Raw genomic sequence first — 12,878 nt, forward strand, 5'->3', positions numbered from 1 at the left:
AGGCATGACGGACGGTTCCAAAGGCGGCATGATTGCGTCCCGGCTGCGCAACTATTTCCTCACGGGGCTGATCATCTGCGCGCCCGTGGCGATTACCGTGTGGCTGGTTCGGTCCTTCATCGAATGGGCGGATAGCTGGGTGAAGCCCTATCTGCCGAGCTTCTACAATCCGGACAATTATCTCCCGGTGGCCATTCCGGGATTCGGCCTGCTGGTGGCCATCGTCGTCATCACGCTTGTCGGCTTTCTGACCGCCAATCTCGTTGGGCGAACGATCGTCAATTTCGGCGAGTCGCTGCTCAACCGGACGCCGCTCGTGCGGACGATCTATAAGTCCTTGAAGCAAATTTTTCAGACTGTGCTGCAGGACCAATCGTCATCCTTCAAGACGGCGGGGCTGATCGAGTATCCGAGCCCCGGCCTCTGGTCGCTGGTCTTCATCGCCACCGACGCCAAGGGCGAGATCGCGGCCAAATTCGACGAGCGCGGCCTCGACATGGTCGCCGTTTTCCTGCCGCCGACACCACTCCCGACCGCCGGCTTCCTGCTTTTCGTACCGCGGGAAAAGATCGTTCCGCTGCAGATGAGCGCGGAGGACGCGGCCAAACTACTGATTTCCGGCGGCCTTGTCGCGCCGGATTACAAGCCGCTGGCGAATGCGCCGCCACGGGCGGTTGTGCAGGAGCCTGCTTGAGGGTCTGGCGGAGTTGTGAGGTCGTCGGCCCGCTTATTCCGGCAGCGGCAAAACGTCGGCGTGCTCGAGCGGCGCCTCCTTGATCCATGCCTGCGCACCCTCGGGGCCCATGTCAGCCTGCAGTGGCTGGCCTGCGGGAAGCCGTCCCCAGCTTTGCGGCTCCAGTTGCTCGCCGCGAACCGTAAGGCTGCCGGACAGCACGAGGAATTCGAGGCCGCGGCGATTTTCCACCGTTATCCTCGAACCCGGACGCCAGTGCTCGATAGAGACGCGTTCCTGACCGTCGTCGAACAGCACGCGTGCGGCGTCGGCCCCGTCGCGCAATGGTGCTGCCTCACCCTCGCCAGGCTGGCGAACGACCTGCGTGTCGTCGCCCTCGCGATACTGCCAGAGACGCACAAAGATCGTGCAGCCGTCTTTCGACGCCGGCACATGCGAGGTGCCGGGCGGGTTGCGGAAATAGCACCCGGCCGGATAGTCGCCATGCTCGTCCTGGAACGTGCCCTCGAGCACGAGGATTTCCTCACCTCCGGAATGGACATGGCGGGGGAATGCACTACCCGGCGCGTAGCGCACGATCGACGTCGCGCGCGCCACTTCGCCACCGACGCGATAGAGCATGCGGCGGTCCACACCGGCAGAGGGACTGGGAACCCAGTCGAGCCTGGCCGAATGGACGATCACCGGTTTTGTCAGGTCGTCGTTGATGCGCATTGGTCTGGTCTCCCATCATGAGCACGATCCGGAACGCGTCACCGGATCTCATCTTTTAAACAGCCTCCGGGGCTCGTGACAGTGTCACGGTTTCGATCATCGGCCGCACGCCCTTCACGCAGAAATCCAAGTTTCCTCGTTCTCGACCGCGGAGCCGGTGATTGAACCACCATTCAAAGAGTTACGCTGACCTTTGCGCCTCTGAAAAGGCGCGGGGTGCTGGAACGGCGGCCGGATCGCCGCCGTGGCCAGAAACGCCTTTGCACCGCTCAGAGGTTAAGCACATCGGCGGCGTTTTCACTATCGGAAGCGGCGACCGAGCTCCTTTCCTTCCCAACTCTGCGTCCGCATCGGAAGAACTGGCGTCAATTGAAGGTATGCAGCTTGATTTTCAAACTGCCGTCGGCTTGGCGCTCGAAGACATGTGTGGCAATTCCTCCCCACGGTTGGTCTTTGCCCTGAGCATCCTTGCCCTTGGCAGACCATTTCGCGGCACCGTAGACCAATTTTCCGTCGCCACCGACCTTGATCACTTCGAGTGTGTGATCGGTTGCGCCCGCGCCGAACAGGTCGCTGAAAAACTTCTCAACGCCAGCAGGTCCTTCAATCAAATTATGACTGGGAGGGAGAAGTAGTGCATCCTCAGCATAGAGGGTGGCGACCGCCTTGGCGTCCTTCTTCTGAAATGCCGCGTCCCACGCTGAGTAGGCGGCCTTGACGTCGTCTTCAAGGGGACCGGCCCGGACCTGCGTCGAGGCGATGGAAATGGAGCATGCTGCAAGCACGATCAAACATCCAAGGCGCGTCTTTGACATAGCCTTCCTCCTTCATGGCCGTTGTGCCCCATGCCAGTCGGCAGTATATCACGCATCGCTTAAGAGGCCGCCAATCAGCGGCACGTATCACAGGGCACGCGGGTGTGCCGATAGTTGCAAACGAGATCTCTCGGGCGTTCCGGTTGCCACCTCGACAGCCGGCGGCCATTTCGCACCTCCGCTGATCCGCCGCCAATGCTTGCCTGCAGCAGACGCCCCGCTACATAAAGTAGCATGGACATCGAGGAGAACGCAGCTTCGACGAGTAGGGGAAGCCCGTCCGCACAGATTCAGCTTCGGACGGAGGATACGGCCACCATGGCTGAAGTCGCGCGCCTTCTCGCGGGCCGCACGCGTGACATTCGTCTCAAAGGTAACCTGTGCCGCCTGTTTCGAGAGCGGTCCTGGCCCCGAACGGCCAAGATCATCCGTGCCTGGATGACGTGGGTGGCGTTGCTGGATGTGTTGACCCTGGCCCTCAACGCCATACTGCTCCCGAAGCCGATCGTGATGGCGATGCTCGCGCCAGCCTGCATTCTTCCACCCGCGGCCCTGACGACCGCCTTTGTCTGGCGAAAACCGCGCGCCTATTGGCTCCAAAGGATCTCCATCATCGCTGGCATGCTCCTCATCCTCCTGTCGGTCGCTCTGGTGGGGGTGAGTGCAGGGGGCGAGTTCTACGAACGCCATTTGAACATCATGCTCTTCGTGGCGATTACCGCCATCATCATCTTCGGCGTTCCGCTGGCCTGGACTATGACAGTCGCTGCCATTGCCCTTGCTCTCTACCTCTCTTTCCAGTTGCTGAACCCAAACTTGGAGCCGGGGAATGCCGTGGCTGCGACGCTTTTCTTTGCGAGCGGCATCGTCGCCACTGTCGTTGCGCGGCGCACCATGACGATTCTGGCCCAGAAGACTTTCCTTCTCGAGCTCAGAGACCGAAGCCGGGTCGCGGAACTTGCCGACGCGAATGCCCGGCTCGAGCGCCTTGCGAGAACCGATCCATTGACCGGCATCGCCAATCGGCGCTGGATGATGGAAACGCTCAATCGTCTGTGGAGCGGAGGCTTGAATTGCCGCGGCTGCGCCATGCTGATGTGCGACATCGACGAGTTCAAGAAGCTGAACGATCACCTGGGGCATGCTGAGGGCGATCGCTGTCTGGTGAAGGTTGCCGGCATCATTCAGAGCAGTGTGAACGGCGAGCGCGATCATGTTGCCCGCTATGGCGGCGAGGAGTTTCTTGTGGTGCTGCCGGGTGCAGACGAGCGAGAAGCCATCGCTACGGCCGAACGAATCCGGAAGAGTGTCGAAGCCGCCTCGCTTCCGAACCCTGCCTCGCGCGTTGGGCCTTACGTCACCCTCAGTATCGGAGTTGCGAACCAGCCGCCCGACAAGGAATTCATTTCGCCGGAGCAGCTTCAGAACGCAGCCGATGCGGCCCTTTATCTTGCCAAGCAGGCAGGTCGCAATTGCGTGTCGCTCCATCAGCCCGGTGAGGCGGGAACTTAGAGCCTTTCGTGGTTAAATGGAAACATTCTGCCGGAGCAGATTTTCGTCGGGCAGAGGCGATCGCCCCTGATCCTGGCGGAAAGATGCCCGGCCCTTCGGGTTGGCTGAAGCGGGCGGCCTGTTTACCCGGCTGGCTTGGCCGTATGCTATCCCGCCCGCAAGAACCGGATCGCCTCATCACGCCGATAAAGATAGAGCAGCGTCCTCAACGCTTCTCCACGCTCCGACGTCAGATCCGGGTCCTGCTCGATGACATAGGTCGCGTCCTTTCGCGCGATCTCCAGAAGGTCGGCGTGCGCCTCGAGGCTGGCGATGCGGAAGCCGGGAGTGCCGGATTGACGGGTGCCGAGAAGCTCGCCTTCGCCGCGGAGCTTCAGGTCCTCCTCGGCGATGATAAAGCCGTCTTCCGTTTCGCGCAGAATCGAAAGGCGCGCGTGGCCCGCTACGCTGAGCGGCCCTTTATAGAGCAGGATGCAGGTGGAGGCCTCGTCGCCCCGGCCGACGCGGCCGCGCAGCTGGTGCAATTGCGCCAGGCCGAAGCGCTCGGCATGCTCGATTACCATGATCGTCGCATCGGCGACGTCGACGCCGACTTCCACTACCGTCGTTGCCACAAGCACGCGGATATCGCCGTTCTTGAAGGCGAGCATGACGGCATCCTTCTCCGGCCCTGTCATGCGGCCGTGCACCAGTCCGACTACGTTGCCGAAGCGGCTGACGAGAGTTTGATAGCGTTCGTCGGCGGACATCACGTCCGTCTCTTCCGACTCCTCCACGAGCGGGCAGATCCAATAGGCCTTCTTTCCTTGCCGAAGGGCGGAATCGAGCCTGTCGATGATCTCGTCGGTGCGCTCTGCCGGAATGGTCACGGTCTGGATCGGTTTGCGGCCCTGAGGCTTCTCCGTGAGCTTGGAGACGTCCATGTCGCCGAAGGCCGCCAGCACGAGCGTGCGCGGGATCGGCGTTGCGGTCATCACGAGCATGTGCGGGGAGACGCCCTTGGCGGTTAGCCGCAGCCTTTGATGGACGCCGAAGCGATGCTGCTCGTCGACGACGGCGAGGGCGAGCTGACGGTAAGTCACGGCGTCCTGGAAAAGCGCATGCGTGCCGATGACCATCTTCGTCTCGCCGCTCATTATTCGTTCGAGGATCGCGTCGCGCTCCTTGCCCTTTGTGCGGCCTGTCAAGACGTCGATGGCGATGCCCGCCGGCGCTGCCATCCTGGACAGCGTGGCGTGGTGTTGGCGGGCGAGGATCTCCGTCGGTGCCATCAGCACCGCCTGACCACCGGATTCGACGGCGGCGAGCATCGCCATCAGTGCCACCGCCGTCTTGCCGGAACCGACGTCGCCCTGTAGCAGGCGCAGCATTCGGTCTGTTCCGGACATGTCGGCCAGGATGTCCCTTACGGCCGCCGACTGGCTCGCCGTCAGGGAGAAGGGCAGGGCGGCGAGTACCGGACCGCTTAGGTGTCCCGTCGCGTGGACCGGCGCGCCGGCGACCTTGCGCAGCCGCTGGCGCACCAGCGCGAGCGAAAGCTGCCCCGCCAGGAACTCGTCATAGGCGAGGCGCCGGCGCGCCGGCGCCTGGTTGTCGATATCGGTTTCGTCACGCGGCTCGTGCAGGCGATGAAAACTCTCCTTGGCGTTTCGGAAGCCCTGCTGGCCAAGGAGCGCGTCGTCGAGCCATTCGGGTAAATCGGGGACGCGTGCCACCGCCGCCTCGATGGTCTTGCGGAGCGCCCTCGGGGCGAGACCGGCCGTGAGTCCATAGACGGGCTCGACCAATGGCAGGCTCTCCGCTTCGGCCGCACGGACCATATGGTCCGGATGGACCATCGATGCGCGACCGTTGAACCAGTCCACCTTGCCGCTGACGGTCACGCTTTCGTCGATCGGCAGCGCCTTCTCCAGCCAGTTTCCCTTGACGCGGAAGAAGGTGAGCGCCAGTTCGCCGGTATCGTCGTGCAGGAAGACGCGATAGGGCACATTGGGCCGGCCGCGCGGCGATGGCTGGTGCCGGTCGACGCGCCCGGTGATGGTGACGATCGCGCCCTGCGGCGCATGGGCGATGCCCGGTTGCCGGCGCCGGTCGATCAGGGAGTGCGGGGCGTGAAACAGGAGGTCGACCACGCGGCAATCGTCGATCGTTTCGCGCCCGAGCAGCCGCGCGTAAAGCTCGCCTGTTTTCGGGCCGATGCCGGGCAGGGTGTCGAGAGGCGAAAACAGCGGATCGAGCAGGGCAGGGCGCATGGAGTGAAAATGGGATCATAATTCCGCCTTTGGCAAGGCTGACAACCTGCTTTCCAGCGTTTATAGAGCCCTGTTCATGGGATCCGCCGCGAAAGGCGGATGGCAAAAAGGACGTTTCATGACCGGCATATCGCGCACGAGCGCCGATCTCGACCCGCGTCGGCGCCGGATACTCTTTCGCGCCTGGCACCGCGGCATTCGTGAGATGGATCTGATCCTCGGGCAATTCGCCGAAGCCGAGATTGCGAGCCTCACCGATGCCGAGCTCGACGAGCTCGAAGCGATCATGCGCGAGGAGGACAACGATCTCGTGCGCTGGATTACGGGAGAAAAGCCGTTGCCCGAGCGCCATGCGACGGCGCTATTCGCGCGCATCGCCGCCTATCGCCCGGATTTCGATCCCGTTCGCTAGCGCATCGGCCCGGAAAGTCGGACCCGATTTTCGGAAAGCTCGATGCGCGGATTCAAAGTTGCAGCGACCTTTGCGCGTCTGAAAAGACGCGCGGCGCTGTAAGGAAACGGAATGACACTACGATGATACCTGGCCTCGACGCGAAGAGGATTGTGGCGGCAACACGGGAAGTGACGATCGGGCCGGTGCCCTCCGGCGCCGAGGCGCTGATCCTTGCGGACCTGGCGCGGGCCGGAACGCCCGTCGCCTATTTCCTTTCCGACGGCCAGCGCATCGCCGATCTCGAGCAGGTCCTCGGCTTCGTGGCGCCCGACATCCCCGTCCTGACGCTGCCGGGCTGGGACTGCCTGCCTTACGACCGCGTGTCGCCGAGTGCCGATATCTCGGCGCGGAGGCTCGCGGCGCTGAGCGCGCTCATCGCGCATCGGGAAAAGCCGCATCCGGCGATCGTGCTCGTCACCGTCAACGCCGCGCTTCAGAAGATTTCGCCGCGGCAGGTGATCGAGGGTCTCGCCTTTTCGGCGCGGCCGGGCAACCAGGTGCGCATGGACGATCTCGCCGCGCGGCTGGAGCGAAACGGATTCGAGCGCGTTCCGACCGTGCGCGAGGTTGGCGAGTTTGCCGTGCGGGGCGGCATTCTCGACGTCTACGTGCCCGGCGGCGGCGAGCCGCTGCGTCTCGATTTCTTCGGTGACACGCTGGAAACGATCCGCTCCTTCGATCCGGTCAGCCAGCGCACGACGGGGCAGGTGCGTTCCCTCGATCTCAATCCAATGAGCGAAGTGTCGCTGACGCCGGAGACCATCAGCCATTTCCGCAAGCAGTATCTCTCGCTCTTCGGCGCGGCGACGCGCGATGATGCGCTTTACCAGGCCGTCTCCGAAGGGCGCCGCTATGCCGGCATGGAGCATTGGCTGCCGCTCTTCTACGATCGCCTGGAAACGGTTTTCGATTACCTCGACGGCTTCCGTATCGTCACGGATCACCTGGCCCGCGAAGCGGCCGCGGAACGCGCGAAGCTGATCCTCGACTACTATGACGCGCGGCTCGTATCCGCATCTCCGGGCAAGACGCAGCTCTCCCAGGGCACGCCCTACAAGCCCGTGCCGGCGGAACTTCTCTATCTCGGCGCCGACGGGTTTGGCGCGGCATTGACCGAGCGAAGCGCCGTGCGCCTCTCGCCCTTCACCGAACATGAGGGGGAGGCGCGCCAGTTCGTTACCGTCGAAGCGCGTCAGGGCCTGCGCTGGGCCAAGGCTGTAGGGGAGGAGAGTGACGGCGAACGCGCCAACGTCTTCGACCAGGCGGTCAAGCATATCGCCGAAAAGCGGGCGAAGGGGGCGAAGGTCGTCATTTCCGGTTGGACGGAAGGATCGCTCGACCGGCTCATCCAGGTTCTTGCCGAGCATGGCCTTGCCAGGATACGTCCGATCAAGGCGCTGTCAGATCTCGGCTCGCTGAAGCCGGGCGAGGCGGCGTCCGCGGTCCTCAGCCTCGAAGCGGGTTTCGAAGCCGGCGATCTCGTGATCATCGGCGAGCAGGACATTCTCGGCGACCGCCTGGTACGCCGGTCGAAGCGCCGCAAGCGCGGCGCCGATTTCATTGCCGAGGTGACCGGCCTCGACGAGGGCAGCTATGTCGTGCATGCGGAACACGGCATCGGCCGCTTTGTCGGCCTGCGCACGATCGAGGCCGCCGGCGCGCCGCATGACTGCCTCGAGCTCCTCTATGCCGACAACGCCAAGCTCTTCCTGCCGGTGGAAAATATCGAGCTTCTGTCGCGCTACGGCTCGGAAGGCACCGACGCCATCCTCGACAAGCTCGGCGGCGTCGCCTGGCAGGCCCGCAAGGCCAAGCTCAAGAAGCGGCTGCTCGACATGGCCGGCGGCCTTATCCGCATTGCCGCCGAACGGCACACGCGTCACGCCCCGGTTCTCGTGGCGCATGACGGGGTCTATGACGAATTCGCAGCGCGCTTCCCCTATGACGAGACCGAGGACCAGTTGAACTCGATCGATGCGGTTCGCGACGACCTCGGCAGCGGCCGGCCGATGGACCGCCTGGTCTGCGGCGATGTCGGATTCGGCAAGACGGAGGTGGCGCTGCGCGCCGCCTTCATTGCGGCAATGAACGGCGTTCAGGTTGCCGTCGTCGTGCCGACGACCTTGCTGGCGCGGCAGCATTTCAAGACCTTCGCCGAGCGTTTCCGCGGTCTGCCGGTGCGCATCCAGCAGGCGTCCCGGCTTGTCGGCTCGAAGGAGCTTGCGCTGACCAAGAAGGAAGTCGGGGACGGTAAGACCGACATTGTCATCGGCACCCATGCGCTGCTCGGTTCTTCGATCAAGTTCGCCAATCTCGGCCTGCTCATCATCGACGAAGAGCAGCATTTCGGCGTCAAGCACAAGGAGCGGCTCAAGGAGCTGAAGACCGACATCCATGTGCTGACGTTATCGGCGACGCCGATTCCGCGCACGCTGCAGTTGGCATTGACCGGCGTTCGCGAATTGTCGCTGATCACCACGCCGCCGGTCGATCGCATGGCGGTGCGCACCTTCATCTCGCCCTTCGATGCGCTGGTGATCCGCGAGACCCTCATGCGCGAGCACTACCGCGGCGGCCAGAGCTTTTACGTCTGCCCCCGGGTGAGCGACCTCTCCGATGTTCACGAATTCCTGAAATCCGACGTGCCCGAATTGAAGGTCGCGGTGGCGCACGGCCAGATGCCGGCAACCGAACTCGAGGACATCATGAACGCCTTCTATGAGGGCCTCTATGACGTGCTTCTCTCGACGACGATCGTCGAATCGGGTCTCGACGTGCCGACCGCCAACACGTTGATCGTCCACCGCGCAGACATGTTCGGCCTTGCCCAGCTCTACCAGCTGCGCGGCCGGGTCGGGCGTTCGAAGGTGCGCGCCTTCGCGCTCTTCACGCTGCCCGTCAACAAGACGCTGACGGGGCCGGCGGAGCGCAGACTGAAGGTGCTGCAGTCGCTCGACACGCTCGGTGCCGGCTTCCAGCTTGCGAGCCACGACCTCGACATTCGCGGCGCGGGCAATCTGCTCGGCGAAGAGCAGTCCGGCCATATCAAGGAGGTCGGCTTCGAGCTTTACCAGCAGATGCTCGAGGAGGCGGTCGCCGAACTCAAGGGCGAGGAGGAGATCCTCGATACCGGCTGGTCGCCGCAGATCTCGGTCGGGACGCCGGTGATGATCCCGGAAGAATATGTGCCCGATCTCAATCTCCGCCTCGGCCTCTATCGGCGTCTCGGCGAACTGACGGACCTCAAGGAAATCGACGGCTTCGGCGCCGAATTGATCGACCGCTTCGGCCCGCTGCCGATTGAGGTCCAGCACCTCCTGAAGATCGTCTATATCAAGTCGCTGTGCCGCACGGCCAATGTCGAAAAGCTCGATGCCGGGCCTAAGGGCGTCGTCGTCCAGTTCCGCAACAAGGAGTTCCCCAACCCGGCTGCCCTCGTCGGCTATATCGCCAAGCAGGGGACGGTCGCCAAGATCCGGCCGGATCAGAGCATTTTCTTCCAGCGTGAGCTTGCAACGCCGGAGAAGCGGCTTTCGGGCGCCGCCATGGTGATGACCCAGCTTGCCGGGCTTGCCAAGGCGGGCTGAGAGGGCGACGGGGTGGTGCGGTGCGGCCTCGACGCAGGCGGAAACTCTCTCCAATTCAATTCCCGGTCTGCCGAAAGACCCCTCCCCAACCACAAGCGGGAGGGGTTGGGGAGGGTCTTTTTCCCCTGTAACCGTCAATGCGCCGGGTGGGCGGCTTTCATCGCCGCGAGTTCGCGCAGGGCGTTGGTCAGCACATCGACCGACTGCGCACCCATCACCGCATATTGCTGATCGAGGATGAAGCAGGGCACGCCGGTCACACCCATGTCGCGCGCCATATCGATCTCCTGCTTGACGGCGTCCTTGTCGGCGTCGGAGGAGAGGAGGGCGCCGATGACGGGGCGGTCGAGGCCGGCCTCTTCCGCAATGTCGAGCAGGACCGTATGATCGCCGACATTCTTGCCGTCCTCGAAATTCGCCTTGAAGAGCAGGCGCACGGTCTCGGCCTGTGCGGCGGGGCCGCTGGTGGCAGCCCAGCGGATAAGGCGGTGGGCGTCGAGCGTGTTCGGGCTGATCTTCACCGCATCGAAGTCAAAGGCGATGCCGGCTTCGCGGCCGAGTCCTTCGAGCATTTCATGCGCGCGGTCGACGGCAGCCTGGCCGCCCAGCTTTGCCGCCAGGTGGCGCTTGTGGTCGACGCCCTCCGGTGGCAGATCGGGGTTGAGCTGATAGGGGCGCCATTGGATTGCGACCTGCACCTCTCCGGCCACATTGGCGATCGCCTGGTCGAGGCGATTCTTGCCGAGATAGCACCACGGGCAGACGACGTCGGAGACGATATCGATACTGACGGTTTCCATGGTGCGGCCTTTCCCGTTTCGCTTGCGCTGCCAAAGAGTTACAGCGACATTGGCGTCTTAAAAGACGCGCGTCGCTTCGGCGACGCGATTCTCGTTCTATGCATGACGTTGCCCGAACAGCTTCGCAAGCCTGGGCAACAACGCATCAAGGCTGCGACATAGGCCGGTGCGCTGCCTCTTTCAATGCGTTACCGAATGGATACCAGCTTACTGCGCACGCTCGTCCCACCAGGTCGGCAGCTGGTAGCCATAGAGGGGAACTTCTGCCGGCCGGCGGATATGCTTCCAGCGGGCGATCCATTGTTCATCGAGATGGTAGAGCGGCACGACGTAGGAATTGTTGACCAGCAGCCGGTCATGCGCGCGCACGGCGGCGGTGAAATCCTCGAGCGTTTGTGCCTGCAGGATATTGTTGATCAGCTTGTCGACGTCCTTGTTCGCAACTCCGGCGAAGTTCTCGCTGCCCGGCCTGTCGCGCGACTGGGAGCCCCAACGGCCGACCTGTTCGACCCCCGGTGACAGCGACGACGGATAGGACTTGATGATCACGTCATAGTCGAAGGACTGGCTGCGCAGCTGGTACTGGGAATCGTCAACCGTCCGCACCGTCGCGACGATCCCGAGCGGCGCCAGGAAGCGCTGATAGGCCAGCGCGATCTTCTCCTGGCCCGCATTCTGGCTCATGATCTCGAAGGTGAGCGGAGTGCCCGTCTTCTCATCGACCATCTTGCCGTCTTTGATGACATAGCCGGCTTCCCGAAGCAGCGTCACCGCTTCCCTCAGCACATTGCGGTCGCGGCCGGATCCGTCGGTGACGGGAAGACGGTAGGTTCCGTCGAGGATCGCCGGATTGATCCGCTCCCGGACATCCCCCATCAGTTCGAGCTCGCGGTCGTCGGCGGCGACGCCCAGGAAGGAAAGCGACGAGTTCTGCCAGTAGCTCTGCGTCCGCGTATAGGCTCCGTCGAAGAGGTTCTTGTTCACCCACTCGAAGTCGAAGACAAGCGCGAGGCCCTGGCGAAGCTTGATGTTGTCGAACATCGGCCTGCGGCTGTTGAAGACGAATCCGAGCATGCCCGAGGGGGTCTTGGGCTTGAAGCTTTCCTTGACCACATTGCCGGACTGAACCGCCGGGAAAACGTAGGCGCGCGCCCATTTGGTCGCGCTGCCCTCCGGGTAGACGTCGACCTCGCCCTTCTTGAAGGCCTCGAACAGGGTGTTTTCCTGGAGGAAATACTCGACGGAAATTTCATCGTAATTGTCGACGCCGATCTTCGAGGGCAGCTCCTTGCCCCAATAATCGGGATTGCGCCGGTAGACGATCCGCTCGCCCGGTCTCACCTCGCCAACGCGATAGGGGCCGGAACCGAGCGGCGGCTCGAGCGTCGTCCTGTCGAACGTCTCGACATTGACGGCATGCTTCGGCAGTACCGGCGAAAGGGCGAGCAGCAGCGGGAATTCGCGATCCGCTTCCTCCGTGAAGGAGAAGCGCACGCTGCGCTCTCCAACCTTTTCCAGCTTCTCCACCTTCGACAGGCGATTGCTGAAGGGCGCGCGTCCCTTGTCGCGCAGCAGTTCGAAGGTAAAGATGACATCCTCGGCGGTCACCGGCCGGCCGTCGGCCCAGCGCGCCTTGGGGTTCAGGTTGAACTGGATGAAGGTGCGATCCTCGTCCCACTCGACAGTCTCGGCAAGCAGCCCATACATGGTGAAGGGCTCATCCTGGGAGCGCTGCATCAGCGACTCGTAGACCAGATTGCCGAATGCCGGGTCCCACATGCCGCGCGCGGTGGTGCGCATGCTCTTCAGGATGAAGGGATTGAGGCTGTCGAAGGTGCCGACGACGCCATACGCGATCTTGCCCCCCTTCTTCACATCCGGATTGACGTAGGGGAAGTGCTTGAAATCGGCCGGCAGGGCAGGCTCGCCATGCATCGCGATGGCGTGCACCGGTTCCGCGGCGGCTTGATGGGCCGCCAGGCCGGATGCCAGGAGCATGACCAGGCCGGAAAGAATTGCGCGCAACTTGACCTCCCGTGGGATCCTATCT

Annotated in this window: 9 protein-coding genes; 4 read left to right on the top strand and 5 right to left on the bottom strand. The window is 63.3% G+C overall.

Features of this window, described 5'->3' with window-relative positions; genetic code table 11:
- Window positions 1–4: 4 nt before the first annotated feature.
- Window positions 5–694, top strand: a complete 690-nt coding sequence (locus tag SJ05684_RS07020; RefSeq protein WP_034857408.1) for a DUF502 domain-containing protein — start codon at window positions 5–7, stop codon at window positions 692–694.
- A gap of 33 nt (window positions 695–727) precedes the next feature.
- On the opposite strand, the gene SJ05684_RS07025 is transcribed toward SJ05684_RS07020, so the two are convergent.
- Window positions 728–1,408, bottom strand: coding sequence for a cupin domain-containing protein (locus tag SJ05684_RS07025; protein ID WP_034857406.1), 681 nt, complete (start codon window positions 1,406–1,408; stop codon window positions 728–730).
- A gap of 365 nt (window positions 1,409–1,773) precedes the next feature.
- A complete protein-coding gene (locus tag SJ05684_RS07030) occupies window positions 1,774–2,223 on the bottom strand; it encodes a YybH family protein (protein ID WP_050980125.1) in 450 nt (149 codons plus the stop codon).
- Window positions 2,224–2,541: 318 nt separating this feature from the next.
- Between SJ05684_RS07030 and SJ05684_RS07035 the strand changes: the two genes are divergently transcribed.
- Window positions 2,542–3,735, top strand: a complete 1,194-nt coding sequence (locus tag SJ05684_RS07035) for a GGDEF domain-containing protein (RefSeq protein ID WP_244426686.1) — start codon at window positions 2,542–2,544, stop codon at window positions 3,733–3,735.
- A gap of 146 nt (window positions 3,736–3,881) precedes the next feature.
- Here the strand turns inward: SJ05684_RS07035 and recG are convergent, their stop codons facing one another.
- Entirely contained in the window at window positions 3,882–5,987 is a 2,106-nt protein-coding gene (gene recG, locus SJ05684_RS07045) for an ATP-dependent DNA helicase RecG (RefSeq protein WP_034857405.1), read from the bottom strand.
- 118 nt (window positions 5,988–6,105) lie between these two features.
- Between recG and SJ05684_RS07050 the strand changes: the two genes are divergently transcribed.
- Together SJ05684_RS07050 and mfd are read left to right on the top strand one after the other, a co-directional pair.
- The gene (locus tag SJ05684_RS07050; RefSeq protein ID WP_034857403.1) at window positions 6,106–6,399 is read left to right on the top strand and encodes an FAD assembly factor SdhE; all 294 of its coding nucleotides are present in this window, start codon (window positions 6,106–6,108) and stop codon (window positions 6,397–6,399) included.
- A gap of 122 nt (window positions 6,400–6,521) precedes the next feature.
- Complete coding sequence (gene mfd / locus SJ05684_RS07055) at window positions 6,522–10,028, top strand: transcription-repair coupling factor (RefSeq protein ID WP_034857402.1); 3,507 nt, start codon at window positions 6,522–6,524, stop codon at window positions 10,026–10,028.
- A gap of 134 nt (window positions 10,029–10,162) precedes the next feature.
- Here mfd and SJ05684_RS07060 read toward each other — a convergent pair whose 3' ends face one another.
- Both SJ05684_RS07060 and SJ05684_RS07065 read right to left on the bottom strand, forming a co-directional pair.
- The gene (locus SJ05684_RS07060) at window positions 10,163–10,828 is read right to left on the bottom strand and encodes a DsbA family oxidoreductase (RefSeq protein WP_034857401.1); all 666 of its coding nucleotides are present in this window, start codon (window positions 10,826–10,828) and stop codon (window positions 10,163–10,165) included.
- 207 nt (window positions 10,829–11,035) lie between these two features.
- Entirely contained in the window at window positions 11,036–12,853 is a 1,818-nt protein-coding gene (locus tag SJ05684_RS07065; protein WP_085939123.1) for an extracellular solute-binding protein, read from the bottom strand.
- Between the last annotated feature and the right edge of the window lie 25 nt (window positions 12,854–12,878).

The organism is Sinorhizobium sojae CCBAU 05684, from assembly GCF_002288525.1.
Lineage (GTDB): Bacteria > Pseudomonadota > Alphaproteobacteria > Rhizobiales > Rhizobiaceae > Sinorhizobium > Sinorhizobium sojae.